General features: G+C 70.8%; 26 protein-coding genes. 11 read left to right on the top strand and 15 right to left on the bottom strand.

The annotated features are described in order from the left end of the window. A partial coding sequence (locus KUG39_RS01525; protein ID WP_216913844.1) for a hypothetical protein occupies positions 1-465 on the top strand: 465 nt, incomplete at its 5' end. A gap of 91 nt (positions 466-556) precedes the next feature. Here KUG39_RS01525 and grrM read toward each other — a convergent pair. The 10 genes from grrM to KUG39_RS01575 all read right to left on the bottom strand — a co-directional run bounded on the left by grrM (position 557) and on the right by KUG39_RS01575 (position 9,726). Continuing rightward, positions 557-1,732: a cyclophane-forming radical SAM/SPASM peptide maturase GrrM/OscB gene (grrM, locus tag KUG39_RS01530; RefSeq protein WP_216913842.1), complete on the bottom strand. Its 1,176-nt coding sequence runs from the start codon at positions 1,730-1,732 to the stop codon at positions 557-559. Continuing rightward, positions 1,729-2,157, bottom strand: coding sequence for a GrrA/OscA1 family cyclophane-containing rSAM-modified RiPP (gene grrA, locus KUG39_RS01535; RefSeq protein WP_216913840.1), 429 nt, complete (start codon positions 2,155-2,157; stop codon positions 1,729-1,731). The genes grrM and grrA (KUG39_RS01535) overlap by 4 nt, the downstream gene beginning before the upstream one ends. Positions 2,158-2,212: 55 nt before the next feature. Then, positions 2,213-3,172, bottom strand: coding sequence for an extracellular substrate binding-like orphan protein GrrP (grrP, locus tag KUG39_RS01540; protein ID WP_216913838.1), 960 nt, complete (start codon positions 3,170-3,172; stop codon positions 2,213-2,215). A gap of 104 nt (positions 3,173-3,276) precedes the next feature. After that, positions 3,277-3,678, bottom strand: coding sequence for a GrrA/OscA1 family cyclophane-containing rSAM-modified RiPP (grrA, locus tag KUG39_RS01545; protein WP_216913836.1), 402 nt, complete (start codon positions 3,676-3,678; stop codon positions 3,277-3,279). A 13-nt stretch (positions 3,679-3,691) separates the two neighbouring features. Further along, on the bottom strand, positions 3,692-4,618 hold the full coding sequence (grrP, locus tag KUG39_RS01550) for an extracellular substrate binding-like orphan protein GrrP (protein ID WP_353617346.1): 927 nt from the start codon (positions 4,616-4,618) through the stop codon (positions 3,692-3,694). A 215-nt stretch (positions 4,619-4,833) separates the two neighbouring features. Continuing rightward, entirely contained in the window at positions 4,834-5,709 is an 876-nt protein-coding gene (gene nadC, locus KUG39_RS01555) for a carboxylating nicotinate-nucleotide diphosphorylase (protein ID WP_216913854.1), read from the bottom strand. Between the two features lie 11 nt (positions 5,710-5,720). Then, positions 5,721-6,458, bottom strand: a complete 738-nt coding sequence (locus KUG39_RS01560) for a DUF4079 domain-containing protein (RefSeq protein ID WP_216913832.1) — start codon at positions 6,456-6,458, stop codon at positions 5,721-5,723. Between the two features lie 99 nt (positions 6,459-6,557). After that, positions 6,558-7,952 (bottom strand): tRNA uridine-5-carboxymethylaminomethyl(34) synthesis GTPase MnmE, encoded by a 1,395-nt coding sequence (gene mnmE, locus KUG39_RS01565; protein ID WP_216913852.1) that lies wholly within the window; start codon positions 7,950-7,952, stop codon positions 6,558-6,560. Then, positions 7,952-8,878: an EamA family transporter gene (locus tag KUG39_RS01570; RefSeq protein ID WP_216913830.1), complete on the bottom strand. Its 927-nt coding sequence runs from the start codon at positions 8,876-8,878 to the stop codon at positions 7,952-7,954. The genes mnmE and KUG39_RS01570 overlap by 1 nt, the downstream gene beginning before the upstream one ends. Beyond that, complete coding sequence (locus tag KUG39_RS01575) at positions 8,875-9,726, bottom strand: zeta toxin family protein (protein ID WP_216913828.1); 852 nt, start codon at positions 9,724-9,726, stop codon at positions 8,875-8,877. Before KUG39_RS01575 ends, KUG39_RS01570 begins: the two co-directional genes overlap by 4 nt. Positions 9,727-9,897: 171 nt before the next feature. Between KUG39_RS01575 and KUG39_RS01580 the strand changes: the two genes are divergently transcribed. Both KUG39_RS01580 and KUG39_RS01585 read left to right on the top strand, forming a co-directional pair. Further along, positions 9,898-10,332 (top strand): DUF2062 domain-containing protein, encoded by a 435-nt coding sequence (locus tag KUG39_RS01580; RefSeq protein WP_216913850.1) that lies wholly within the window; start codon positions 9,898-9,900, stop codon positions 10,330-10,332. Positions 10,333-10,346: 14 nt separating this feature from the next. Further along, a complete protein-coding gene (locus tag KUG39_RS01585; RefSeq protein WP_216913826.1) occupies positions 10,347-10,838 on the top strand; it encodes a GNAT family N-acetyltransferase in 492 nt (163 codons plus the stop codon). Positions 10,839-10,842: 4 nt separating this feature from the next. On the opposite strand, the gene KUG39_RS01590 is transcribed toward KUG39_RS01585, so the two are convergent. Together KUG39_RS01590 and KUG39_RS01595 are read right to left on the bottom strand one after the other, a co-directional pair. After that, complete coding sequence (locus KUG39_RS01590; protein ID WP_094585766.1) at positions 10,843-11,031, bottom strand: hypothetical protein; 189 nt, start codon at positions 11,029-11,031, stop codon at positions 10,843-10,845. A 112-nt stretch (positions 11,032-11,143) separates the two neighbouring features. Continuing rightward, the gene (locus KUG39_RS01595; RefSeq protein ID WP_216913824.1) at positions 11,144-12,604 is read right to left on the bottom strand and encodes a protein adenylyltransferase SelO; all 1,461 of its coding nucleotides are present in this window, start codon (positions 12,602-12,604) and stop codon (positions 11,144-11,146) included. Between the two features lie 118 nt (positions 12,605-12,722). Between KUG39_RS01595 and KUG39_RS01600 the strand changes: the two genes are divergently transcribed. The 5 genes from KUG39_RS01600 to KUG39_RS01620 all read left to right on the top strand — a co-directional run bounded on the left by KUG39_RS01600 (position 12,723) and on the right by KUG39_RS01620 (position 17,484). Beyond that, positions 12,723-13,238 (top strand): PepSY domain-containing protein, encoded by a 516-nt coding sequence (locus KUG39_RS01600; RefSeq protein ID WP_216913822.1) that lies wholly within the window; start codon positions 12,723-12,725, stop codon positions 13,236-13,238. Between the two features lie 71 nt (positions 13,239-13,309). Next, entirely contained in the window at positions 13,310-13,750 is a 441-nt protein-coding gene (locus tag KUG39_RS01605; protein ID WP_353617634.1) for a DUF6790 family protein, read from the top strand. 107 nt (positions 13,751-13,857) lie between these two features. Next, positions 13,858-14,928, top strand: a complete 1,071-nt coding sequence (locus KUG39_RS01610; protein ID WP_216913818.1) for a glycosyltransferase family 4 protein — start codon at positions 13,858-13,860, stop codon at positions 14,926-14,928. Continuing rightward, positions 14,921-17,035 (top strand): amylo-alpha-1,6-glucosidase, encoded by a 2,115-nt coding sequence (locus tag KUG39_RS01615; RefSeq protein WP_094585762.1) that lies wholly within the window; start codon positions 14,921-14,923, stop codon positions 17,033-17,035. The genes KUG39_RS01610 and KUG39_RS01615 overlap by 8 nt, the downstream gene beginning before the upstream one ends. 104 nt (positions 17,036-17,139) lie before the next feature. After that, entirely contained in the window at positions 17,140-17,484 is a 345-nt protein-coding gene (locus tag KUG39_RS01620; RefSeq protein WP_216913816.1) for a hypothetical protein, read from the top strand. A gap of 22 nt (positions 17,485-17,506) precedes the next feature. Here KUG39_RS01620 and KUG39_RS01625 read toward each other — a convergent pair whose 3' ends face one another. Further along, positions 17,507-19,837, bottom strand: coding sequence for a RelA/SpoT family protein (locus KUG39_RS01625; protein WP_216913814.1), 2,331 nt, complete (start codon positions 19,835-19,837; stop codon positions 17,507-17,509). A 97-nt stretch (positions 19,838-19,934) separates the two neighbouring features. Here KUG39_RS01625 and KUG39_RS01630 point away from each other — a divergent pair, with 97 nt between their 5' ends. Both KUG39_RS01630 and KUG39_RS01635 read left to right on the top strand, forming a co-directional pair. Continuing rightward, on the top strand, positions 19,935-21,545 hold the full coding sequence (locus KUG39_RS01630) for an ABC transporter ATP-binding protein (protein WP_216913812.1): 1,611 nt from the start codon (positions 19,935-19,937) through the stop codon (positions 21,543-21,545). A gap of 23 nt (positions 21,546-21,568) precedes the next feature. Then, a complete protein-coding gene (locus tag KUG39_RS01635) occupies positions 21,569-22,093 on the top strand; it encodes a YqhA family protein (protein ID WP_190610396.1) in 525 nt (174 codons plus the stop codon). A 25-nt stretch (positions 22,094-22,118) separates the two neighbouring features. Here the strand turns inward: KUG39_RS01635 and KUG39_RS01640 are convergent, their stop codons facing one another. Beyond that, positions 22,119-22,613, bottom strand: coding sequence for a DoxX family protein (locus tag KUG39_RS01640; RefSeq protein ID WP_190610546.1), 495 nt, complete (start codon positions 22,611-22,613; stop codon positions 22,119-22,121). 143 nt (positions 22,614-22,756) lie between these two features. Between KUG39_RS01640 and glgX the strand changes: the two genes are divergently transcribed. Continuing rightward, positions 22,757-24,919, top strand: a complete 2,163-nt coding sequence (gene glgX / locus KUG39_RS01645; protein ID WP_216913810.1) for a glycogen debranching protein GlgX — start codon at positions 22,757-22,759, stop codon at positions 24,917-24,919. Here glgX and KUG39_RS01650 read toward each other — a convergent pair. Next, positions 24,825-25,805 (bottom strand): VOC family protein, encoded by a 981-nt coding sequence (locus KUG39_RS01650; protein ID WP_286192986.1) that lies wholly within the window; start codon positions 25,803-25,805, stop codon positions 24,825-24,827. The two genes, glgX and KUG39_RS01650, sit on opposite strands and share 95 nt — an antisense overlap. Between the last annotated feature and the right edge of the window lie 23 nt (positions 25,806-25,828).

A 25,828-nucleotide genomic window follows, 5' to 3' on the forward strand; every position in this document is an offset into this window, starting at 1 on the left:
ACCAACCAGAACCAGATTCTCTGGAAGGAAGTGTCCACGGGCCGCTTCCACTTCTGGTCGCTCGACAGCAACTGGAACTACGTCTCCGCCGGACCCATCGTCTCTCCCACTAGTTCCACCGGCCTGCAGCTCCAGCAACAGTTCACGGTCACTGCCACCGGCGCGCCCCTGGTCAGCACGCCCCAGTTGGCCACCATTGAGACGGTCGACCCGATCATCGGCGGCGGCACCAGCCTCGCCCCGGCCGGCAGCGACGACATCGCCAGTGCCCCGATGGCCTTCGGCGACGCCCTGACCACCGATCCGCTGCTCGGCAGCGAGCCGATCATGGCCCTGACGGAGCTCGCCTCCCTCGGCGGCAGCCAACCCCTTGCCACCGATCCCCTGACCTCGCCGTTCCCGGCCGCCGGCTTCGGCGCCACAGCGACCACCCCCTGGCTGGTCGACACCCAGCCCCTGCTTTGACCCCTCGCCCACGCGCCGGCGTTTCACGGCTGATCGATCCAAGAGCCGCTGCCTCACCGCAGCGGCTCTTCTGCATGGGCCCTCAGGGGGATCAGGACGCCAGCCCCAGGGCCTCCTCCAGACCGGCCAGCACCACATCGGCGGTGATCTTGATCCGGTAGCGGCAGGCCTGGGTTTCGCTGCAGGCGAAGGTGCCGTGCTCCCAATACTTGTTGCTGCCGGCGCCGCCGCCACAGAGGCCGAAATAGGCGCACTCGTCCCGGCAGCGGTCGGTTCCGGCGCGCATGTCCGCCAGGATGCGCCGGAACTTGGGGCTTTCGGCGATCGAGACGAGGCTGTCGGTCTGGACGTGGCCGAGGACGAAGTCGCCGTAGGTGTCGGTGTGCACCGCCAGCAGCTCGGGGTCGAAGGTGGAGATCGAACCCCTCGCATCCACGTTGACGATCGCGAACGGGTTGTTCATGTCGGTGCAGGCCAGCCGGGCATCGGCCTGGGCCAGGCTGCAGATGCCCTCGAACTCCCGCACCCGCATCACCTCAGGCCGCTCCTGCCACAGCGCCCAGAACCGCTCCAGAAAACGGCGATAGGCGGCCTCGGCCCGGGGGCGGCTGAGGGTGGAGACGCGGTTCTCCCCTTCGGTCTCCTCCATGTTGAAGGCCACGTCGGTGATGCCGTTCTCCACGAAGAAGGCGTAGAGCTCATCGGCGTGGCCTAGGGACTCCTCGGTGATCACGGCGATCACCTGGAAGGGGATGCCGCGGCGGCGCAGGTGCTCGATACCGCGCAGTGTGGCGGCATGGGTGCCCAGGCCGGTGCGGGTGCGGCGGTGGACGTCGTGGAGAAAGGCCGGCCCGTCCATGCTCACGCCCACGGCGATGCCGTTGCGCTCGAAGCAGTCGCACCAGGCCTCGTTGATCAGGGTGGCGTTGGTCTGCACCGACTGGTGGATCGTCAGGGGCTCCCCCTGCCAGCCCTCCAGCGCCCGCCGCACACACGCCGTGGCCGCGTCGTAGAAGGCGATCGGCACGGTGAGCGGTTCGCCGGCGTGCCAGAGCAGGGTGAAGTCGCCGCCCACGTAGGGGCTCTCCAGCACCCGCGCCAGGGCCGCCTCCAGCAGCTCCAGCGACAACCGCTGCCGGTCGTCACGGTTGGGCAGATAGCAGTAGTCGCAGTCGAGGTTGCAGTAGGGCGTGGGCTGGACCACCAGCAGCTGCAACGGCCCTAACCCTTCCGGGTTGCCCGGTGGCGGGGTACCGGTGGCGGTCACCAGAAGTTGCGGAAGCCGCCGTTGCGGAAGCCGCCGTTGCCCCAGCCACCATTGCGGAAGCCACCGTTGCCCCAGCCGCCGTTGCGGAAGCCGCCGTTGCCCCAGCCCCCATTGCGGAAGCCGCCGTTGCCCCAGCCGAAGCGGGGCCCGCCGCCGTTCACGAAGATGTAGGCGAGGCGGCCATCCGGGGCCTTGGCCCGGCCCTCCGCACCCGCCGGCTGGCCCTCTGCCCCCGCCAGCTGGCCCGTGGCCTGTCCCATGGCCTCCGAGATGCGCCGCAGCCGGGCGTCGATGGAGCCGGGCGCCGCCGCCAGGGGGGGTGCGGACGGTGCGTCGATGACGGCCCTGGCCGCGGCGCCGGCCGGCGCCAGGGCGGCCAGCAACAGCAGGAAACCGAACAGACCGGAACGGGGGTGGTTCGTCATCGGGTTGCTGCCAGGAAGGAAGGGGAGGCGGAAGAGTGGGGCGGAACGGGGGGACTCAGGGGCGGGGCGCCGGGGCGGGGGCCGCCAGCAGGAGGCCTTCGCGGGTGATCAGCACCGATTCGAAGAAGGCCCGCACCCGGTCGGCGGGGAGCGCCAGCACACCGGTGGGGCCGAACCAGGGGGCGACGCTGGCCACGGCATCAGGACGACCCTCCAGGTAGCCCTGGAAGAGGCTGGCGATGGCCAGGTTGACCACATTCAGCAGCCGGGAGTTGTTCTCCGGCACGATGCAGCCGACGCCGTAGCTCACGTAGGGCTGCTCAGGCACCAGGGCCACGCCGGAGAGCTTGCGCTCGTGCCGCAGGCCGGCCAGCACGTTGGCATCGCCCAGCACCCCCGCCACCTTCTTCTGCTCGAGGGCCGAGACGGCCTGGGGCAGGCTGGGGAAGCTGACCGCCTTGGCACCGGGCTGGAGGGAGCCGAGGAAGCCCGCCCCGAGCGACCCCTCCACCACCGCGATCGGCTGGCCGGCGAGGGAGGCGGGGGACCCGTCGGGGCCGCCGCTGCGGGTGAGCAGCCTCAGGCCGGAGAGACCGATGGGCAGGGAGAAGTCCACCAGTTTCTCCCGCTCCCAGCTGAAGGGCACCCCACAGGCGAGGCCTGCCTTGCCACTGGCGACGGCCTCCACCGTGACGCCGGTGTTGTCGACGGGGGCGAAGCGGATCCGCACCGACTCACCGAGTTCCGCCTTGAGCTGGCGGTCGATGCGGCGGGCCAGGTCGATGGCGTAGCCCTCCGGCTCCCCCTTCGGCCCCATCCGGATCAGCGGCGGGCTGTCGGCGGGACCCACCATCAGCACTTCACCGGATTTGGCCGCCTGCTCCAGTACGGCGTCGGCGGCGTGGGCCGGCAGGGCGGCCCCCAGGGAACAGAGACAGGCCACCGATCCCAGGGCCAGGGCCCTGGCGCGGCGGGATCGGAGGGAACCGGGGGCCACCGCAGCGGGAGAATCCATTCGCCGATTCGTCAACGTGCTGCACCTTAGGGGCGGTTCGCTGGCTTGCCCACGGAAGCTTCCGGGCTTGAAACGCAGGCTCCGGTGCCGTCCCTGAAGGGGGCCTACCAGTTCCGGAAGGCCCCACCGCGCACGCCGCCCCCATTCACGAAGCCGCCCCCGCCCCTGGCATTGACGAAACCGCCGCCCCCGTTGCGGAAGCCGGCGCCGCCGCCGTAATAGGGGTGACCATTGACGAAGCCGCCGCCGCCGGCCACATTGCCCCATCCGCCCCGGCCGGCGTTGGCGAAGCCGTAGGCCAGCCGCTGATCACCGGCGGCGGCGCCGTCAGCACCGCTCAGGTCACCCTGGGCGCGGAACGCCGCGGTGATGCGCTGCAGCCGTTGCTCAATGGAGGCTCCGCTGGCCGGGGAGGGCAGCTGGGCCGCCTGAGCGGCGCCGGGTGCGGTCAGGGCCGCCAGGGCCAGGGAGAAACCGAGCAGGGCCGCGCGGGAGGTGATGGACATGGGAGGAATCCGCTTAGCGAGCAGGGGAGGTGGGGGCGACCGCCGATGGGGTCGTGGCCGACAGGGGCCGGACCCGTTCGTAGTTGAGCAGAACGGACTGGAAATAGGCCTTGATCACCTCGGGGGGCAGCTCCAGGACTCCCTTGGGACCCAGCCAGCGGTTGACGCTGGCCACGGCCGCCGGCTCATCGTCGAGGTAGCCCTGCACCAGCCGGGCGATGGCCAGATTGACCAGGTTGCGGAAGGTGGAGTTGTCCTCCGGAAGAATGCAACCCACCGCAAAGCGGGAGAAGGGCTCCGCGGGCACCAGGCTGTAACCCTTGCCCCCGAGGCTCTGGAGGGCACCGGCGAGCAGCAGGGAATCACCCCCCACGCCATCCACCTGGCCGGCCAGCAGCGCCCGCACCGCCGGCTCGATTCCGGCGAACGGGACCCGCACCGCCGTCGGCTGCACGGCCGCGATGGTGGCGCTGCCCAGGGAGTCCTTCACCACGCCGATCCGCTTGCCCGCCATCGAGGCCGCTGAGCCATCGAGTCCACCCTGCCGGGTGAGAACCCGGATCCCGGAGAGGGCGAAGGGCATGGAGAAGTCGACGAACATCTCCCGCTCCCAGGTGAACTGAACCCCACAGGCCAGGTCCACATCACCGCGGCTCACGTCACGGAACACCGCCAACGGATCCGCGTTGGCGGTGTAGACGATCTTCACCGGCCGGTTGAGATAGGTGGAGACCTCCGCCTCGATCAACCGGGCCACATCCAGGCTGTAGCCCACCAGCGTTTTGCTGGCATCGCGGTAGGCGAAGGGCACCATGTCGGTGGGGCCGGCCATGGTGATCTCGCCGGTGCGCGCCGCCTGCTCGAGCACCGATTCGGCCCTGGCTGCCGTGGGGCTGCCCAGCGCCGCCACCAGCGCCAGCACCAGGGAGGGCCCTGCCACGGCGCAGCGCCGCGCCCAGGCGGCGGCGCTCGGGACGGCCTTGCGTCGGGGTGTTGGCTGCGGAAGCTTTGGAAGCGGGAAGGGTCGCTGCGGCACGCGGGTCGGCGCTGGGGGGCATTGAGGCTCACTCTGACAACCGATCGGCGGCGAAGCCACGGCGGCCAGGGGAGTGAGGCGGTTCTCCACCATGGCGCCAGCCGGGCTCAGGCCACGGCTCAGGCCACGGTCGCCGCGAAGCGCATGCTCAGATCCAGCCAGGGGCTGCGGGTGACCGGGGCACTGGTGGAGATCAGATCGATGCCGGTGGCGGCGTAGGCGGCCAGCTGCTCGGGCCGCACCCCGGAGGCCTCGAGCACCACCGCCGGCGCCAGGGCCCGCAGCCGGGGCACCAGGTCCGCAAGGGCCGCAGGGGTGAAGTCGTCGAGCAGCACCGCATCGGCCCCGGCCCGCACGGCGGCCTCGGCTTCGGCGGCGGTCTCGGCCTCCACGATCAGCCGCGCCGGCCAGGGGGCCGAGGCCCGCACCGCCGCAATCGCCGCCGCCACACCGCCGGACCAGGCCAGGTGGTTCTCCTTGAGCATGGCGGCATCGTCGAGGCCGAGGCGGTGGTTGCAGCCGCCGCCGCAGCGCACCGCGTACTTCTCCAGCACCCGCAGGCCCGGGGTGGTCTTGCGGGTGTCGGCCAGCCGGACACCGGTGCCCGCCAGCACCTGCACCAGGGCGGCGGTGGCGCTGGCGATGCCCGAGAGGCGCATGGCCAGGTTGAGGGCCGTGCGCTCCGCCGCCACCAGGGCGGCCGCCGGCCCCTCCAGCTCCAGCAGCCGCTGGCCGGCCAGCACCGGCTCGCCGTCGCCCACCAGCAACCGCACCGAGGCCCGGGGATCGAGGATCGCCAGCAGCGGCGCCACCAGCACCCCGCCGCAGAACACGCCGTCGGCCCGGGTGACCCAGTGGGCCCGGCCGGTGCGGCCGACCAGGGCCGGGGCCGTCAGATCGCCGCGGCCGATGTCCTCATCCAGCCACTGGCGCAGCTGGGCCTCCAGGGCCGGGGAGAAGGACAGCACCGGGGCCTGGGCCCCACCGGGTGAGATCACAGGCCGCCTCAGCTGCCGGCGGCGCCGACGGGGGGGGCGGGCACCGGGGGTGGGGCGAAGGGCGGGCAGACCCGCTTCACCGGATCACAGGCATAGATGGTGGGTTTCTGCCAGGCCAGGGGGATCTCCAGCAGATCGCGGCTGCCGGTGATCCCCTGCGCCACGAACAGCACCGCCGCCAGGATGGAGGCGCTCAGGTGGATCCGGCGCCAGCGCAGCTCCTTGAGGATCTCCGGGCGGGCGGCCATCGAGAAGATCATCAGGCCCACCACGGCCACCCCGGCCCAGTAGTGGGACTGCCAGAACTCGGGGCTCAGCGGGTTGTCGCTGAGGCGCCACACCTCCGGCTGGGCGCCGAGGCCGAGCACCCCGGCCCAGGTGAGCAGGGCGAAGACGAGCCGGTAGCCCTTGGCCTTCACCCGCCAGAGGGCGAGCAGGGACACCACCGTGCCCACCAGCACCAGCAGCAGCTGCAGGGCACGGCCGGGGCCGCCCGTGAAGCCCTCCGCCGGCTGCTTGGTGACGATCACCACCGTGAGGGCCACAAGCACCAGCAGCACCACGCCCGCCGAGAGCCACTGGCCCAGGTCGGCGTGGTCGCGGCCGGTGGTGGGGGGCAGCTTGGCCTTCTCAACCCGGCGCTCCCGGGCCTGGACGCCCAGCCGCACCACCATGCCGATCAGGGGATAGATGAGCACCACCGCCAGGGCGGGGTGCAGGATCCAGAGCCAGTCGACCGTTTGCATTCGCCGCTGGGAATCGCTTCCCAAAGCATTGGGGCTGGAGGTTAAGCGGTCAACAGGGGTGAGCGTTTCGTGATGGCGGCCGGCGGACCGTCGGGGGGGCTACTTGCCGATGCAGAAGCGGGCGAAGATCCGCTCCAGCACCGCCTCGCTCACCTCCTCGCCGGTGATCGCCCCGAGGCCGGCGATGGCGCCGCGCAGGTCGATGGTCCAGAAGTCCCAGGGCAGACCCAGCGCGGCGGTCTCCAGCGACCGCTCCAGGCTGGTGGCCGCCGCCGCCGCCAGCTCCCGCTGCCGGCCGTTGAGGGCCACCTGCAGCCCCTGGATCTCGGCGGCGCCGCAGAGGCCCAGCAGGGCCGCCACCAGGCCGTCGCGGCCCGCGCCGGTGAGGGCGCTGATGCGAACCAGGGGCGCCTCGGGCGGCACGGACGGGACGGCGGCGGCGGCCGCCCCAGCCGGCAGGGCATCGAGCTTGTTGCCAACCAGCAGCAGGGGCACCCCCTCGGGCACCAGCGCCCGCAGTTCCTGGTCGGCGGCGGTCCAGCCGGCCAGCAGGTCGAAGAGCAGCAGCACCGCATCGGCGCCGGCCAGGGCCTGGCGGCTGCGTTCGATGCCCAGCAGCTCCACCCGGTCGTCCGTGGGCCGGATTCCCGCGGTGTCGAGCAGGGTGAGGGGCACCCCATCGAGCACCAGGTCGCTTTCCAGCAGGTCGCGGGTGGTGCCGGGCAGGTCGGTGACGATGGCCCGCTCGCGGCGACTGAGCAGGTTGAGCAGGCTCGACTTGCCCACGTTGGGCCGGCCGACGATGGCCACCCGCAGGCCCTCGCGCAGCAGCTCCCCCTGGCGGGACTCGGCCACCAGCCGCTCCAGCTCGCCCCGCACCGCCTCCAGTTCGGCCTGCACCGCCCGGCCATCGAGGGGGGGCAGGTCCTCCTCGAAATCGACCCTGGCCTCCAGCTCGGCGAGCTGATCCAGCAGCCGCTCCCGCAGGCCGCCGATGCGGCGCTGCAGACCGCCGTCGATGCCGGCCATGGCCAGGTCGGCCGCCCGGCGGCTGCGGGCGGCGATCATCTCGGCGATGGCCTCGGCGCGGGTGAGGTCGAGGCGACCGTTGAGGAAGGCCCGCTGGCTGAACTCCCCCGGGCCGGCCAGGCGGGCGCCGGCGGCCAGCACCAGCTCCAGCACCCGCCGCACGGCGACCAGACCCCCGTGGCAGTGGAACTCCACCACGTCCTCACGGGTGAAGCTGCGGGGGGCCCGCATCAGCAGCAGCAGGGCCTCATCCACCCGCCAGCCATCGGCCGGATCCACCACATGGCCGTAGAGCACCCGGTGGCTCTCCCAGGCCTGGGCGCCGGGGGCCACGAACAGGCGCCGGCCGATTGTCTCGGCCGCCGGACCCGAGAGGCGCACGATCGCCACGCTGCCGGACCCGGCGGCCACGGCGGTGGCGATGGCGGCGATGGTGTCGCCCAAGAGCGGGGGGGAGGGGGGAATCAAGACGGGGAGGGGCTGGGGCCGCTCAGGTTGCGCTGGAGGACACCCAGCAGGATCAGCCCGAGGCTGGCGAGAACGCCGGGCGTGAGCGGTTCGTGCAGGAAGGCCGCGGCCGTGAGCACCGTGACCACCACACTGGCGCTGCCGGCGAAGGCCACCTGGGTGACGCTGAAGCGGGCGGTGCTCAGCTGGCGCAGGATCTCCGTCCCCAGGCTGAGGGTGAGGCCGTAGATGACGATCACGCCGATCACCCACCAGAGCTGGAGATGGAAGAAGTGCTGGGGGCCATAGACCAGCAGGGCGATCAGTCCGAACACCAGGGCGCCCACCAGGTTGGTGACACCGCCGGTGAGGCCGCGGGACAGGTGCTGGGCCACCAGTTGGCGGCGCAGGCAGTTACGCGTGGCCGTGGCGATCACCGCCAGCAGCGCCCACAGCAGTCCCGGCAGCTGATCCATCCCCATCCCGAGGCCGGAGCCGAAGACCCTGCCGACCACCAGGCCCAGCAGGATCAGGGCCAGACTGAGGGGAAAGCGCTCCGGCAGCCGTTCCTTCAGCCACCACAGCGCCAGCAGGGCCGAGGCCGGCAGGGTGAGGGAGAACAGCAGGGTCTGGGTGATCACCGCCAGCTGGTCGAGGGCCATGTAGAAGGCGAGCGGGGCCAGAAAGCAGCCGAGGAACGCATCGGCGGCGATGGCGAGACGGACCCGGGGACGGAGGCCATCGATCTCCCGTCCCACATCCACGGGCTCGGCGATCAGCAAGGCCAGGCCGATCATCAGCTGCGAAATGAAGAAGACATTGCAGAAGCTGATCGGATTCTCACCGGCGATGGCATGGGCCGCCCCCAACAACTGCAACCCCTTGAGCACCGTGCTGCGCAGGCCAGAAACGACGCTGTAGGCGATCAGGACGAGCGCCGTCATCGAAGCGAGGCGGCGCCGGGCGGGAGGAGCTGGGGCTCGGTGGGGAAGGGCTCCCCCCCCTGCTGCAGCACGCGGCCCGTGAGGCCATCGACCTGCAGATAGCCGTCCGCCCAGCCGGACAGCAGCTCGAAGGTGGCGGGGCCGGTGGCGAAATACCGCCGAATCGCCGCCCGGGAGACGTAGCGACCCATGGCCTGATATCGCTCCAGCACCCTCCTTCGGCTGAGGGATTCGGGCACGCTCACATGCAGCAGAAACACCCTGTATCCCATCGCCCTGAGCTCGGGAATCAGGCGTCGGTAGCGATCGGCCCGGCTCATGGTTCCATCGTAAAGAAGGTCGAAACGGCAGGGCCGGCCGATGCCGGCCAGCAGGCGATCCACCAGCACGCCGCTCTCGGCCTGGGTGAGGTCCGCATTCCAGCCGCGGTACGCCGGTAGCTGGGCCCGCAAGGCATCGGCATCGATGCGCAGCGTGCCCGGTGCCAGGGCCACCGGAGCATGGGTGCGGAGCCCGGTGGATTTCCCCGCCCCAGGGGGGCCGCCGGTAAGGATCGCGATCGGTGACCTGTGCGACACACAGGCTGCCTCCTTCTGCGCTGCCGCGATGATGCGCTGCCGCTCCGATTCAGGGCTGCTGATCGGGGCGAAACGGCTCAGACATCGCTCCAGAAAATCGATCGCAGCCGGCGAGATCTGCGGCAAACCGGAAGGCTCCAGGATCTGGCAACTGGCGGGAAGCGCCTCGCTCGCGGTGGCCGCCGGCAGCGGAACGACGATGCTGACCAACCCCGCCAGGCCCCAGAGCGGCAGCAGGAGCGAGGCGTGCCGCACAGCCCATCCGATCACCCAGGGACGCTAGGCGGGACGCCCCGCCACGGCCAGGCCACGGTCGGGCTGGCCGCCGGGCAGCCGGGGATTCCTTCCCTTAACGTTTTTGCGGCGTTCGCCACGGCCCTCCGCGGCTGACCGGATGCCCCACCCTCCGCGCCCGGACCTCCACTTCTGGCCCTGCGAACCCTGAAACGTCGCTTCCGCCAGGCCATCGAATGGGTCTGGCGCCAGGAGGGCAGCCACGGCCAGCGGGCCCGGGGGCTGGCGGCCGGGGTGTTCATGGGCTGCTTCCCGATCTTCGGCTTCCAGACCCTGCTGGGGGTGGGCCTGGCCAGCCTGGTGCGGGGCAACCACCTGCTGGCCGCCGCCGGGACCTGGATCAGCAATCCGATCACCGACATCCCCCTGATCTGGTTCAACTACCAGCTGGGCAGCCTGCTGCTGGGCCCGGGCAAGGGCTGGCCGGGACGCCTGACCCTGCATCACGAGACCCTGCGCCAGCTGGGCTGGGACTTCACCTCCCGCCTGCTGCTGGGCTCGGCGGTGGTGGGGGTGGTGGCGGCCACGCTCAGCGGTTTCCTCTGCCTGCGGTGGCTGGAGCGCCGCCAACGGGCCTCCTGAGCAGGGTGTCTCCGGTGATCGACATTCTCGAGGCCGACTTCGCCAACCCGGCCCACGCCGCTGCAGTTCTGAGCCTGATGGAGGCCTATGCCCGCGACCCCATGGGCGGTGGCCAGGGCCTGTCCGCCTTCACCCGGGCGAATCTGGTCGACGCCCTGGCCCGCCGGCCTTCGGCCCACGGGATCCTGGCCTTCGCGGGGGAGGAGCCGGCCGGGCTGGCCATCTGCCTGGAAGGCTTCTCCACCTTCGCCTGCCGGCCCCTGCTGAACGTGCACGATCTGGTGGTGGCCAGCAACTTCCGCCGCCAGGGGGTGGGGCGGCGACTGCTGCAGCGGGCGGAGCTGATCGCCCGGCGGCTCGGCTGCTGCAAGCTCACCCTGGAGGTGCTGGAGGGGAACGGGGCGGCCCAGGGCGCCTACAGGAGTGCCGGGTTCCGTCCCTATCAGCTGGACCCCGCCATGGGCCGGGCCCAGTTCTGGGAAAAGCCGCTCCCTGATGGAGGCTGAAGCCTCAGGATTCGGCCAGTCCGGGAAACACCATCAGGTCGATGTGGCCGCCGGAAGGTTGACGCCACTCACGGAATTCCGCCGCCAGGGCCCTGTGCTCATGGTCGAGGGATTGCGACTCCAGATCCAGCAGGCGCTGATGCACCAGATCGAGCGTGTTGTCGATGAGCTGGGCGGCCTGTTCGGAAGTCATGGCATCGCTGCGATGGAGAAAGCCTGAGCTTCGAGGTGTTGTAGAAGACGCCGCCTGGGTCGGCTGTAGCCCCTGACACGGGCCGTCTCCAGCGTCGGCGGACCCGCACCGATCACACCGTCCGCGCCAGCCATTGCTGCAGGGGTCTCCAGTCGTCCTGTTCATCGATCGCCGCCCAGATCCGCTCGATCACCGGCCGCACCGGCGTCTCCGGCAGGTTCCAGCGCTGCAGGCAGGCGCTGATGGCGGCCTCGGCGGTGCCCTCCGGGGCGGCCACGGCCTGGCTCCAGTGCCACCAGCTGTCCCGCCAGGCGAGCCATTCGGCCCGGGGCGGCGCCGGGGCCTCCGCCACGAAGGGCGCCAGGCCCTCGGCCGTAGCCGGCAGCCCGCCGGTCCGGATGCGTTGGGCCAGGCCTGCGAAGAACGCGCCGTAGGCCACGGGCCAGCCGGCCAGCAGCCGCAGGGTGGGGGGCACCGGATCGGGGAGATCGGCCAGCGCCCCGGCAGGGAGGAGGGCGGCGTCGAAGCCGAGGCGGCGGAGCAGGCAGCGGCGGTAGTGGGCGTCGTAAACCTCACCGAACGGCTCCAGCGCCGCCTCCAGGGGCCCCCGGGGCAGCAGCATCGCCAGGGGCTCCTGCAACAGCCGCAGGTTGTGCTGGCAGACCAGCGGCTGGCGGCCGTAAGCGTAGAGGCCGTCGTGGTCGAAGTAGGCGGAGGTGAAGCCCGGATCCCAGGCCTGGAGGAAGGCGTAGGGGCCGTAGTCGAAGCTCTCGCCGGCCAGCGACATGTTGTCGGTGTTGAGCACCCCGTGGGTGAAGCCCGCCGCCATCCATTCGGCCGCCAGCCGCGCCAGCCGCTGCACCAGCTCGGCGTAGAAGCCCACCAGCAGCTGCTCGCCGTCGCTGTGGATCGCCGCCAGGTGCGGGTAGTGGACGGCAACCACGTGGCGCAGCAGCCGCTGCAGCTGGGCCGGCTGACGACGGAAGAGCAGTCGTTCGCAGGTACCGAAGCGCAGGTGGGTGCGGGCCAGGCGCACCATCACCGCACTGCGGGTGGGGGAGGGCTCATCGCTGCGCCAAAGGTCTTCACCGGTCTCGATCAGCGACAGGGTGCGGCTGGTGGTGACGCCGAGGCGCTGCAGGGCCTCGGCGGCGATCACCTCCCGCACCCCGCCCTTGAGGGTGAGGCGGCCGTCACCGCCCCGGCTCCAGGGGGTGGTGCCGGACCCCTTGGTGCCCAGGTCCTGCAGCTGGCCGTGGCGATCGCGCAGCTGGCCGTAGAGGAAGCCGCGGCCGTCCCCCAGCAGGGGGTTGTAGGTGCCGAACTGATGGCCGTGGTAGCGGAGGGCCAGCAGGGGCATGCGGCCCTCGAATCGCCCGTAGGCGGCCTCGATGTCGTCGTCGCTGACGCTGGCCGGGTCGAGGCCCAGCTGGTGGAGCAGGGGGTCGTTGCGGAACCGCAGGCGCGTGAGCGGAAACGCCGCCGCCTCCACCACATCCCAGTATTCCGGCCCGAGGTCCTCGAGGGCGCCCACGAAGGGCAGCCCCAGCAGGGGGTTGGGCCGGGCGGACATCGGTGACTGGCGCGGGGGTGGCGCGGTGGCGGGGCCGGTGGCCGACCCTAGGGAACGGGGCGCGGACGGCAGCGTTACGTTGATGGCCTCGCGGATGACTGCCTTGCGGACCGGTGCGATGGCTCGTCGGATCAGCCTCTCCATCCCCGCCCTCGCCCTTGCCGTGGGCGTGGGGTTGGGCGCCCCTCAGGCGCTGGCCAGCGCCACCGGCAACAGCGCCGGAATCACCGCCGCCCGGGCGGCCGCCATTGCCCTGCAGCGGGTCCCCGGAGGCACCGTCGTCGACATCGATCCCGGCCTCGAAGGCGGCCGGGCGGTGTGGGAGGTGCTGGTCCGCAGGCCCGACAACACCGGCAGCGAGATCTACCTCAACGCCACCACAGGGGCGGTCCTCCGGCAGGAACGGGAGTCGATCCCCCGTGAAGCCATGGGACCCGGACCGGCGGTCACCGTCCAGCAGGCGATCCAGACCGCCGCGGCCGCCGTCCCCGGGGGCCGGGTGATCGCGATCGATCTGGATACGGAGAACGGCCGCAGGGTGTGGGATGCCAAGGTCGCCGGTCCGGGCGGACGGATGGAGATCACCATCGATGCCGCGACCGGCAGGGTCCTCGAGCAGAAGCGCGCCGAGTAGGCCGGATCTGGGTACCGTCAGGAGCCGCCCCAGGGGCCGCCGGCATGTACTTCGTCATCGTCTTCGCCCTCATGCTCGTTCTGCCGGTGGCCGGCATCAGCGTGGAGGTGCTGGCGGGCCAGGCCGCCTTCACGCCGGCCCTGGTCGGCAAGTGGTTCGTGTTCTGGTCCGTGGGCGTTCGCCTGGGGATGGCGGGCCTGCGCCAGATTCTGCAGCCCCGCTATACGGCCGAGGTGATTCTTTCTCTCAAGTCAGAGGATTCTCTGGTGCTTGTCAGGGAACTCGGCTTTGCCAATCTGTCGATCGGACTGATTGGCCTGGCCAGCCTGATCCAGCCATCGTGGAGCTCCGCCGCGGCCCTGGCCGGCGGTGTGTTCTATGCCTTGGCGGGCGTCCAACACACGTTCCGCGCCGAGCGCAACGGGAAGGAAACGATCGCCATGGCCTCCGATCTGTGGGCAGCCGTCGTGCTGCTCTCCAGCCTCTCGCTGCAGCGCATTCCCTTGATCTGAGCAAAGCAACCGGCCGGACTGCAGCAGATCTGCACTGTCAGCATCCGTCAGGGGATTCCTGCATAAGGTTAAAGGGAGTGAAAGTCCTGACGCAGGAAGGGGTGATGATGAGAATCGCGCAGATTTCAACGCTCCATGAGAGAGTTCCGCCGATCGGCTATGGGGGAACGGAGCGGGTCGTTCATTACCTCACCGAGGAACTGGTCCGCCGCGGCCATGAGGTGGTGCTGTTTGCCAGCGGCGACTCCCTCACCAATGCCGAACTGTTCCCCTGTGTCCCGCAGTCCCTGCGGCAGAGCGGAAACGGCGGTGATCCCAGCGTTCATGAGGCCATTCAGCTTGATCATGTGGTGAAGAGGCACGATGACTTCGACATCCTCCACTTTCACAACGGCCATGGCCATTTCCCCCTGGCGTCACTGCTCGGGGTGCCCCACCTGAGCACGGTGCACGGCCCCCTGCATGCCCCCGAGCAGACGAAGCTGTACAGCCATTTCCATCAGATGCCGCTGGTCTCCATCTCGGAGTTCCAGCGCCTGCCCGTACCCCAGGCCAACTGGCTGGGAACCGTCTACCACGGGCTGCCCACCGACCTCTATCGCTACCAGGATTCCCCTTCCCCCTACCTGGCCTTCGTCGGTCGCATCTCACCGGAGAAACGGCTCGATCGCGCCATCGCGATCGCCACGGCGGTGGGGCTGCCACTGAAGGTGGCGGCCAAGATCGACCCTGTGGATCGTACCTACTTCCATGAGCAGATCGAACCACTGATGCTCAACAATCCGCTGGTGGAATTCATCGGCGAGGTCAACGATGACGGCAAGCAGGAGTTGCTGGCGGATGCCCTGGCCCTGCTGTTCCCGATCGACTGGCCGGAGCCCTTCGGCCTGGTGATGATCGAGGCCAACGCCTGCGGCACGCCCGTGATCGCCTGGCGCAACGGCTCGACCCCCGAGGTGATTCTCGATGGGATCAACGGCTTCCTGGTGGATTCGATCGAGGAGGCCATTGCCGCGATCGGCCGGCTGGAGCAGCTGGACCGCGCCCGGGTCCGCAGCCACTTCGAAGTCTGTTTCTCGGTCAGTCGTCAGGCCGAGGACTATGAGCAGCTCTACCGGCACCTGATCCAGGCCAGTCGCTGCCACAACAACGTCCACCGGATCCCGGTGCATGCCTGATCCGCTGCCTCCTTACGTTCTCAAGAACGAGGAAACCTTCGCGATCCTGGATTCCCGCGGCGAGATCTGCCCGGAACTGCAGCACGACACCGGCATCTATTTCCGCGGCACCCGCCATGTGAGCCGGCTGCAGGTTCTGCTCTGGAACCGGCCGCCAGTGGTGCTGGGCGCCACCGAGCGTGGGGCGGTGGGCGTGCTGGTCAGCCATCTCAGCAACAACGAGGACGGGGCCGGTGGCTCCGCCGCCATGACCCTGCATCTGGAGCGCAGCACGGTCCTGACGGCGACGGCGTTCCTGCAGCAGTTCTGCTTCACCAGCTACGAGGAGAAGCCCATCCAGATCCCGCTGAGCGTGCGGCTGGATGCCGACTTCCGGGACATCTTCGAGGTGAGGGGCTACAAGCGCCTGCAGCGCGGCCGCATTGTCCAGGGCGGGCCTGGCACGCTCGCGCTCACCTACAGGGGCCTGGACGGGGAGGATCGACTCACGGTCCTGCGGCTCAGCGATCCGGTCCAGGACGTCGATGGGGATCACGTCGCTCTGGTGCTCACCCTGGAGCCGCGCCAGACCCGCCGGCTCTACCTGGTGCTGGATTTCCAGCCCACGGATCAGCCCCTGGGCGCGGAGCAGCACTACAGCGCCGCCATGACCGCCACGATCGAGTGGTTCCGCGACGCCCGCCGCAGCGCGGCCTCCGTGATCACCGATAGCCCGGCCTTCAACAGCTGGCTGATGCGTTCCTTCTCGGATGTGCACCTGCTGGCCAGCCGGGTGGAGGATGGGCTCTACCCGTACGCCGGGATTCCCTGGTTCAGCTGTCCGTTCGGCCGGGACGGCCTGATCACGGCGCGCCAGATGCTGATGGTGGAGCCCCGCCTGGCACGGGGGGTGCTGGGCTATCTGGCCAGCAACCAGGCCCTCGTGGAGGATCCGGCGCACGACGAGGAGCCCGGCAAGATCCTGCACGAAGCGCGGCTCGGCGAGATGGCGGCCCTCGGAGAAGTGCCGTTCGCCAGTTATTACGGTGCCGTCGACTCCACGCCCCTGTTTCTGATGCTGGCGGGCGACTATCTGCGCCGCAGTGATGATCGCGATTTCATCGCCGGGCTGCTGCCGGAGCTGGAGGCGGCGATGGCCTGGATCCGCCGGGCCGAGGCCTCCAGTGCGGATGGGTTCGTCCACTACAGGCGGGCTTCCCAGGGGGGACTGCGCAACCAGGGGTGGAAGGATTCCGACGACGCCATCCACCACGCCGATGGCCGTCTGGCGGAAGGCTCGATCGCCCTCTGTGAAGTGCAGGCCTATGTCTACGGGGCGCGTCGGGCGTACGCCTCGATCCTGGAGCGCCTGGACCGGACCAGCGAGGCCCATGGGCTCCTGGAGGAGGCCGCCGCGCTGAAGCGACGGTTCCATCAGGCCTTCTGGACGCCGTCGATCGATTCCTATGCCCTGGCCCTGGATGGTTCAGGTGAGCCCTGCCAGGTGCGCGCCTCGAATGCCGGCCATTGCCTCCTGACCGGCATCGCCAGTCCCCAGGCGGCGGCGGCGATCGCCCGGCGCCTGATGGCCCCCTCCAGCTTCAACGGCTGGGGCATCCGCACCCTCGATGAACGGGAGCGTCGCTACAACCCGATGAGCTACCACAACGGCTCCGTCTGGCCCCATGACAACGCCCTGATCGCCATGGGCCTGGCCCGTTACGGCCATCGCTCCGAAGCGCTGCAGATCCTCACGGGGATGTTCGAGACCGCCTGCGCCTTGCCGATGTACCGCCTGCCGGAGCTGTTCTGCGGCTTCCAGCGCCGGGAGGAGGAGGGGCCCACCTCCTACCCGGTGGCCTGCAGCCCCCAGGCCTGGGCCAGCGCCAGCGTGTTCGGTCTGCTGGAGGCGATCACCGGGATGTCGATCGAGCGCGACCAGGGCAGCGGCCGTGTGCAGGTGCGTCTGCGCAACCCCACCCTGCCGATGGGGCTGAACGTCCTCGACTTCAACGGGCTGCGCCTGGGGGACGAGGAGATCAACCTGCAGTTCCACCGCGGCGACCACGACGTGGGCGTCCTGGTGCGCAGCCGGACCCCGGGGGTGGACGTGCTGATCATGAAGTGACGGCCAGGCCGCATGGCCACGTCACCCCGACATGTCATCGGGAGAGCCGAGAAATTCGGCGGATCGCTCCAGACTGGAGGATTGCTCCGCTGGACCCTTCCACCATGACCGCCTTTCGTGCCGCTCTCGTGCTGCTGTGGCTGGCCGTCGCCGGTTACACGCTGGTGGTGGTGCCGCACCACGGCATCGACCTGGTGCGTGTCTTCATCGCGGACGTTCGGGCGATGGGCTGGCCCGGGCAGTTCGATCTGGATTTCCTCGGCATGCTGCTGCTCACGGGCCTCTGGGTGGCCTGGAGAGATGACTTCTCCGCCAAGGGACTGGGCCTTGGCCTGCTGGCCGCGGTGGGCGGGATTCTGTTTCTGGCGGCCTATCTGCTGGTGCTGTCCCTCCAGGCCAACGGCAGCATGAAGCAGGTTCTGCTGGGTGCCCGCCGGGCCGCCGCCTAGGGGCGGCAGGGCTCGCGGTGGTTCAGCCGATGCCGGTGCGGCAGAGGTCGAGCACGTCGGCCATCGAGCGGATCTGGTCCATGGTGGTGCGCAGCTGGGCGGCGCTGAGCAGCTCGACCCGCAGGTCGATGCGGGCCGGCTTGCCGGCGCTGGTGCGCACCCGGGCATCGCTGACGTTGATGCGGTGGTCGGAGAGGCGCATCAGGATGTCCTTCAGCACCCCCACCCGATCCAGCACCTCGATGCGCAGCCGCACCGGGTAGCGCCGCTGCTGGGCCTCGCCGAGCGGGTTCCAGCGCACCGGCAGCCGCCGTTCCACCGGCACCTGGGGCACGTTGGCGCAGTCCTGGCGATGGATGGTGATGCCGTGGTTGCCCAGGGCCACGGTGCCCACGATCCCCTCCCCGGGCAGGGGGCTGCAGCAGCCGCCCAGGCGGTACTCCAGTCCCTCGAGGCCCAGGATCGGGCTGTTCGACGGGTGCCCGTGGGGGGCGTGGCGCGGCTGGGCCGCGGCCACCCCGGCGGCCACCTCCTCGTTGGTGGGGGTGGGGGCGGCGGCGGCGGTGCTGAGGCGCACCTCCTCCCGCAGGCGGTTGAGCACCTGCTGCAGGGTGACGCCACCGAACCCCAGGGCCGCCAGCAGGTCCTCGGTGCCCACCAGGTTGCAACGCTTCGCCACCCGGGCGATCGCCTCCCCGTTCAGCAGGGCGTCGAAGCCGTCACGGCCCAGCTCCCGTTCCAGCATCTCCGTGCCGCGCTGGATGTTGTCGTCGCGGTGGCTGCGCTTGTACCAGCCCCGGATGCGGTTGCGGGCCGTGGGGGTGGCCACGAAGTTGAGCCAGTCGAGGCTCGGGTGGGCGTTCTTGGCGGTGATCACCTGCACGAAGTCGCCGTTCTGCAACGGCGTGGCCAGGGGACAGAGGCGGTCGTTGATGCGCACGCCCTGGCAGTGGTTGCCCACCTCCGAGTGGATGCGGAAGGCGAAGTCCACGGCGGTGGAGCCCTTGCGCAGCCCCACCACATCCCCCTTGGGGGTGAACACGAACACCTCCTCGTCGAAGAGGTCCTCCTTGATCGAGGCCAGGAAGTCGCTGCTGTCCTCGCCGCCGTCATCCTTCTGCCAGTCGACCAGCTGCCGCAGCCAGTTGAAGCGTTCGGTGTCGCCGGCGGCCGGCGAGCCCCCCTCCTTGTACTTCCAGTGGGCGGCGATGCCGTACTCCGCCACCTGGTGCATGTCGGTGGTGCGGATCTGGACCTCGATGGGCCGGTGCCGGCCGATCACGGCGGTGTGCAGGGACTGGTAGCCGTTGGGTTTGGGCAGGCCGATGTAGTCCTTGAAGCGACCGGGGATCGGCCGGAAGATGTCGTGCACCACCGCCAGGGCCCGGTAGCAGCTCTCGACGCTCGGGCAGAGGATCCGCAGCGCCGCCACGTCGTAGATCTCGTGGAAGGCCTTCTGCTGGCGCTGCATCTTGCTCCAGATGCCGTAGAGGTGCTTGGGCCGGCCGCTCACCTCGCACTCCTGCAGCCCCGCCGCCACCAGCCGGTCGCGCAGCAGCTGCACCGTGGTCCCCAGCCGCTCCTCCCGTTCGCTCCGCTTGGTGGCGACCTGCTGCTGCACGTCGCGGTAGGACTCGGGCTCCAGCACCTTGAAGGCCAGGTCCTCCAGCTCCCACTTGAAGCGGCCGATGTCCAGGCGGTTGGCCAGGGGGGCGTAGATGTCGCGGGTCTCCCGGGCGATGCGCTGCTGCTTCTCGGGCTTGAGGGCGCCGAGGGTGCGCATGTTGTGCAGCCGGTCGGCCAGCTTGACCAGCACCACCCGGATGTCGCTGGCCATGGCCAGGAACATGCGGCGCAGGTTCTCCGCCTGGGCCTCGGTGCGGTTGGTGAAATGGATGCCGCCCAGCTTGGTGACCCCCTCCACCAGGGCGCGCACCTCCTCGCCGAAGCGGGCCTCGATCTCCTCGGGGGTGACCTGGGTGTCCTCCACCACGTCATGGAGGAAGCCGGCGGCGATCACCGCCGCACTGGCGCCGATGTCGCGCAGCAGGCCGGCGACGGCGATCGGATGGACGATGTAGGGCTCGCCGCTGGCCCGGAACTGGCCGTCGTGGAGCTGGTAGGCGAAGTCGAAGGCCGTGGCCACCAGGGCTTCCGGGTCGACGGGGCGCGCCTCCTCGCCGGCGGGCGGGAACTGCTGGAGGCTCTGGCGCAGCCAGGCCGGCAGGGGGACGCCGTAGTCGCGCTCGGGGGCGGCGGTGGCTGACACCTCCTGGATCCCCTCTGCACCAGGAGTTACGGCCGAGGCGTAAGCCAGCGGAGAGGAACCTTGATCCGGTGCCACCCTCAGCATCACACCCTTCAGGGTCCACCCATGGTATGGGGCAATCGTCACGAACCAGGGGATTTGCGCATTCGGCCATCCAGACTGGGCGCCGCCGGTGTCGTCCATGGCCCTGCCCGCCCCGTCCCAGCCTGCGGCCCCGGTGCTGCGGATCGGTGGTCTGCAGGTGCGCTACCCGGGCAGTGAGCGGCCCACCCTCGACGGGCTCGATCTGACCCTCAGCGCCGGTGAACGGCTGGCCCTGGTGGGCCCCTCGGGCTGCGGCAAGAGCACCGTGGCCCGGGCCGTGCTGCAGTTGCTGCCCCCGGGAAGCAGCTGCGACGGCGAGCTGCTGCTGGCGGGGCAGGATCCCCGGCGGCTCAGGCGCGGCGCCCTCAGGCGGCTGCGGGGCGAGGCGGTGGGCCTGGTGTTCCAGGACCCGATGACCCGGCTCAACCCCCTGCTCACCATCGGCGAGCACCTGCGCGACACCCTGGCCGCCCACCGCGGCGGGGGCCGGGAGCGGGCCCGGGAGCTGCTGGCCCGGGTGGGGATCGCCCCGGAGCGCTACGGCAGCTTCCCCCACGAGTTCAGCGGCGGCATGCGCCAGCGCCTGGCCATCGCCCTGGCCCTGGCCCTGCAGCCGCCCCTGGTGATCGCCGACGAACCCACCACCAGCCTGGATGTGGCCGTCGCCGGACAGGTGATGGCCCAGCTGAGCGAGCTCTGCACCGAAACCGGCAGTGCCCTGCTGCTGATCAGCCACGACCTGGCCATGGCCGGCCGCTGGTGCGACCGCATCGCCGTGCTCGATCAGGGCCGGCTGGTGGAGGAGGCCCCCAGCCACCGGCTGCTCACGGCCCCGGCCTCGCCCCTGGCCCAGCGGCTGGTGGGCGCCGCCCGGGAGCGGGAGGGCGGGCGCAGCGAGGCCCCCGCCGCCGCGCCGGTGCTGCTGGAGGTGGAGGAACTGCGCAGCTGGCACCCGCTGCCCTCCCTGCCCTGGCAGCCGCGCTGGATCAAGGCGGTCGACGGGGTGAGCCTGACCCTGCACGAGGGGGAAACCATCGGCGTGGTCGGGGCGTCGGGCTGCGGCAAGAGCAGCCTCTGCCGCGCCCTGATGGGGCTGGCGCCGGTGCGGGGCGGGGCGGTGCGGCTCCAGGGGGTCGACCTGCGGCGCCTGGGGGGACGGCCCCTGCGGCGGGCCCGGCGCCGGCTGCAGATGGTCTTCCAGGATCCCCTGGCCTGCCTCAACCCCCAGATGACCGTGGGGGAGGCGGTGGCCGATCCCCTGCTGATCCATGGGCTGGCCGGCCGGCCGGAGGCCCGCCGCCGCGCCAGGGAGCAGCTGGCCTTGGTGGGGCTGAATCCGCCCGAATCCTTCGAAAACCGTCTGCCCCGCCAGCTCTCGGGCGGCCAGCAGCAGCGGGTGGCCATCGCCCGCGCCCTGATCCTGGACCCCCAGGTGCTGCTCTGCGACGAGAGCGTCAGCATGCTCGACGCCGAGGTCCAGGCCGACGTGCTGGCCCTGCTGCGCCGCCTGCAGGGCCAGCTCGGCCTGGGCATGCTGTTCATCACCCACGACCTTTCGGTGGCCGGCGGCTTCTGCCACCGCGTCCTCGTGCTCGAAGGCGGCCGAGTCGTGGAGCAGGGGGCCGGGGCCGCGCTGCTGGCCCATCCCCAGGCCGCGATCACCCGCACCCTGGTGGAGGCCTGTCCGCGCCTGCCGCCCCTGCCCTGACACCCCTTCCACCCCTGCCCGCCATGCTGCGCCGCCTGCTCGTCCGCGCCCGCTACCTCACCCTGGTGCCGATCCTGGCGCTGCTGGCCAGCTGCCTGGCCCTGTTCATCCGCGGCAGCCGGCTGATCCTGGAGCAGTTGCGGCTGGCCCTGGTCAGCATCACCGACCTGGTGGACCTCAACCGCTTCGAGATGGACATCCTCGAAGGGATCGACCTGCTGCTGGTCGGAACGGGCTGCCTGGCCCTGGCGATCGGCATGTACTCGCTGTTCATCAGCGAGCTGAAACTGCCGAAGACCCTCAGCTTCCGGAACTTCCACGAAGTGAAGGGCATGTTCGCCAACTTCATCATCCTGGCGATGGCGATCTCCTTCCTCGAGCTGCTCAACAGCTTCGACGCCGAGGACCTTGCCCACTCCGTCGCCGGCTCTGACATCTTCCTGGCCGGCGCCGGCATGGCCGTGGTGACCCTGGCCCTGCTGGCCTTCAAGTACTGGGGCGGCGAGCGGGAGGACCATCACCCCACGGCAGCGCCTGAGCGCGAGTGATCCCCTCCCGAACCCGCGGGATGCCTCAGAGAACCGCGCCCAGCAGGTCGGCGATCAGCAGGTTGTCGAGGGAGAGGAGGCCGCCGCCGGAGGTGATCAGCACCAGGCACATCACCACATACATGGCCGCCTTCTCCCAGCTGGGCGGCTCGCCCACACCCATCGGTCCGGCGTAGTCACCCTCGGGAATCTGATAGGGATCCGGGGCGATGAACGGGAACCCGGAGACCAGCTCCAGCACCATGGCGTAGGCCATCGACACCAGGATCGCCAGGGCCGCCAGGGGGGTGAGCAGGCCAGGGATCAGGGCGATCCCGGCGCCCCACATCGAGGCCGCCGAGAGGAAGCAGAGCCATTCCGGCGTCTTCATCGCCGTGGACCAGGTGCGCAGGTTGCGCAGCTTCGGCCAGCCGTGGCGGATGAAGGCCACCCCCACGAACAGCCGCAGCACCAGCAGCGCGGCGCCGGCCGCCAGCGAAGGGCCGGTGGGCACGAGCAGGGTGACGATCTCGAGATCCATCGGCGGGCGCACCAGCTGGAGGGCTTGCCGGCTCACCGTAAGCAGGGTCGACGGACGGCGCCGCGGCGGGGCCGGGCGAAACCGGGGGTCCTGGCCATCATGCGGTGGGCGGGCCCCCTGTCCCCTCCACCCCTGCCGACGCCATGACCTCATGCACGGCGGCCCTGCCGTCCCCGGGCAGCAGTGCCCCCCTGGGCGCCTCGGTCAGCGAGGGCTGGGTCAACTTCAGCCTCTATGCCCGGCGGGCGACGGCGGTGGAGCTGTGCCTGTTCGCGCGCGTCGAGGATGCCGTGCCCAGCCAGCGCCTCCGCCTCGATCCCGACCGGCACCGCACCGGCGACTACTGGCACTGCCGGCTGGAGGGGATCGGGCCGGGCCAGCCCTACGGCTGGAGCGTCGAGGGACCCCGGCTGCCGCAGCTGGGGCTGCGCTTCGATCCGGCCAACCTGCTGCTCGATCCCCATGGGCTGGCCCTGGCGATGCCGCCGGGCTACGGCCGCGCCCCCGGCCGCAGCAGCTCCGGCGACTGGGGCACCGCCATGAAGAGCGTCGTGGCCGACCCGCACGCCTACGACTGGGAAGGGGATCGGCCCCTGCACCGGCCCTCCCGCGAGACGGTGATCTACGAGCTGCACGTGCGCGGCTTCACCGCCCACCCCAGCGCCGGCCTGCCGCCGGAGCAGGCGGGCACCTACCGGGGCCTGATCAGCAAGATCCCCTACCTCCAGGACCTGGGCATCACGGCGGTGGAACTGCTGCCGGTGTTCGCCTTCGATCCCCTGGCGGCCCCCGCCGGCCTGCTCAATTACTGGGGCTACCAGCCGGTCTCCTTCTTCGCGCCCCATCCGGGCTACGCCTGCAGCACCGATCCCCTGGCGGTGATCGACGAATTCCGCGACCTGGTCAAGGCGCTGCACCGCGCCGGCATCGAGGTGATCCTGGATGTGGTGTTCAACCACACCGCCGAAGGGGACGCCGAAGGGCCGGCGTTCTGCTTCCGGGGCCTGGCGGACGGCGACTACTACCTGCAGAACGGGGACGGCACCTACATCGACGACACCGGCTGCGGCAACACCTTCAACGCCAACCACCCGGTGGTGCGGCGCCTGATCCGCGAAAGCCTGCGCCACTGGGTGCAGCACCTGCATGTCGATGGCTTCCGCTTCGATCTGGCCTCGGTGCTGGACCGGGACCAGACCGGCCGACCCACCCCCCTCTCGCCGGTCCTCTGGGACATCGACACCGATCCGGTGCTGGCCGGGACCAAGCTGATCGCCGAGGCCTGGGATGCCGCCGGGCTTTATCAGGTGGGCAGCTTCGTCGGCGACAACTGGCAGGAGTGGAACGGCCGCTTCCGCGACGATGTGCGCCGCTTCATCAAGGGGGACGGGGGCCTGGCGGCCAGCGTCGGCCAGCGGCTGATGGGCAGCCCCGACATCTACGGGCACAAGCAGCGGGAGGCCGAGGCCAGCGTCAACTTCATCACCTGCCACGACGGCTTCACCCTGGCCGACCTGGTCAGCTACGACGCCAAGCACAACGGGGCCAACGGCGAGGGCAACCGCGACGGCAGCGACGACAACGCCAGCTGGAACTGCGGCATCGAGGGGGACACCAGCGACGACGAGGTCCTGGCCCTGCGCGCCCGCCAGAGCCGCAACCTGCTGACCATGCTGCTGCTGGCGGTCGGCACGCCGATGCTGGCCATGGGCGATGAGCTCGGCCGCAGCCAGCAGGGCAACAACAACGCCTACGCCCAGGACAACCCGATCAGCTGGCTCGACTGGTCGCTGCTGGGGCGCAACGCCGACCTGCACCGCTTCGTGCGGGAGCTGCTCGCCTACCGCCAGCGCCGCGACGTGGTGATCAACGCCCGCAACCTCAGCCTCGGCGAGCTGGTGCGGCGCCATCACGTCCGCTGGCATGGGGTCGAGCCCGACCAGCCCGACTGGAGCGAGAGCTCCCGCTCCTTCGCCACGACGATCACCAGCGTCGACCACCGTTTCCGCTGGCACGCCATGGTCAACGCCTGGTGGGAGCCGCTGCGCTTCCGGCTGCCCGCCGCCGAGGGCGACCAGCCGAGCTGGCGCCGCTGGATCGACACCTCCCGGCCCAGCCCGGAGGACATCGTGCCCTGGATCAGTGCGCCATCCCTGGAGGCGGACACCTACACCCTGGGCCCCCGCTCGATCGTGGTGCTGGTGGTGGGTCTCAGTTCTGCAGCAGCTGCAGGCGATGGCCATCCGGATCCGCCAGCTGCAGGGCCCGACCAGCCCCGAACCACTCCGCCTGATCCCCCAGCGTGATGATCCCTGGGGAGATCGGACGCCCGCCCAGGGCCACGGCCCGCTCGGCGACGGTCTCCAGGTCGGCCACCCGCAGGCGCAGCTGCCAGTGGGCCAGGTCCTGGAGGCCCTGGTCGGCGGGCATCGGCCTGCCACCGTTGGGTTCGCGGTAGTCGAGGCACTCGACACCGGCGCCGCTGGGGCAGCGGTGGCCGGTGATGCGCACCCGGGTGCCCGCCAGGCCATCGAGGCCGTCCTGCTCCGGGCCGCTGTTGACGCCGTCGCCGCCGGCGGCCAGGCCCAGCAGGGCTCGGTAGAAGCGGACGCTGGCGACCGTGTCGGCGATGCCGATGGCGCTGTGGTCGATGCCCAGCACCGGCCCGGGGGCGTCGCCATGCCAGCGGGCCTCCCCCTTGTCCGGCGGGAACTGCAGCAGCTCCAGGGGATGGCCATCCGGGTCGCGGAACTTGAAGGCGACGATGCCGGCGGCGGCCGCATTCCAGTCCGGCAGCCGCTGGGGCGCCGAGGAGATCGCCGTGATCCGGCCGGCGGCGAAGGCCGGCTGCAGGGCCGCCAGGGCCGCCTCCATGCTGTTGACCACCAGGCAGGCGTGCTGGAACCAGCGGTCGTTGCTGCGGGATCCGGCCGGGATCGGCCGCCCCGGACGGGCACCGGGCCCCGGCGCCAGCACCTCGGTGAGCTCCAGCACCTCGGCGCCGATCGCCAGCCGCAGCACCCGGAGGTGGGCTCCGGGCAGGCCCACCAACCGGGCGTAGGGGCCGCCCTCCAGCACCACGGCCTCCCCCAGGCGCCGGAAGCCCAGGCAGGTCTCGAAGAAGGCGGCGCTGGCCTCCGCATCGGCCGTGGTGAAACCGAGGCTGTCGATGTGGGGAAGGGTCAGTGTCATTGGACAGCCAGAGTCATGGGGCA

Source organism: Synechococcus sp. CCAP 1479/10, from assembly GCF_019038515.1.
Classification (GTDB): domain Bacteria; phylum Cyanobacteriota; class Cyanobacteriia; order PCC-6307; family Cyanobiaceae; genus Cyanobium.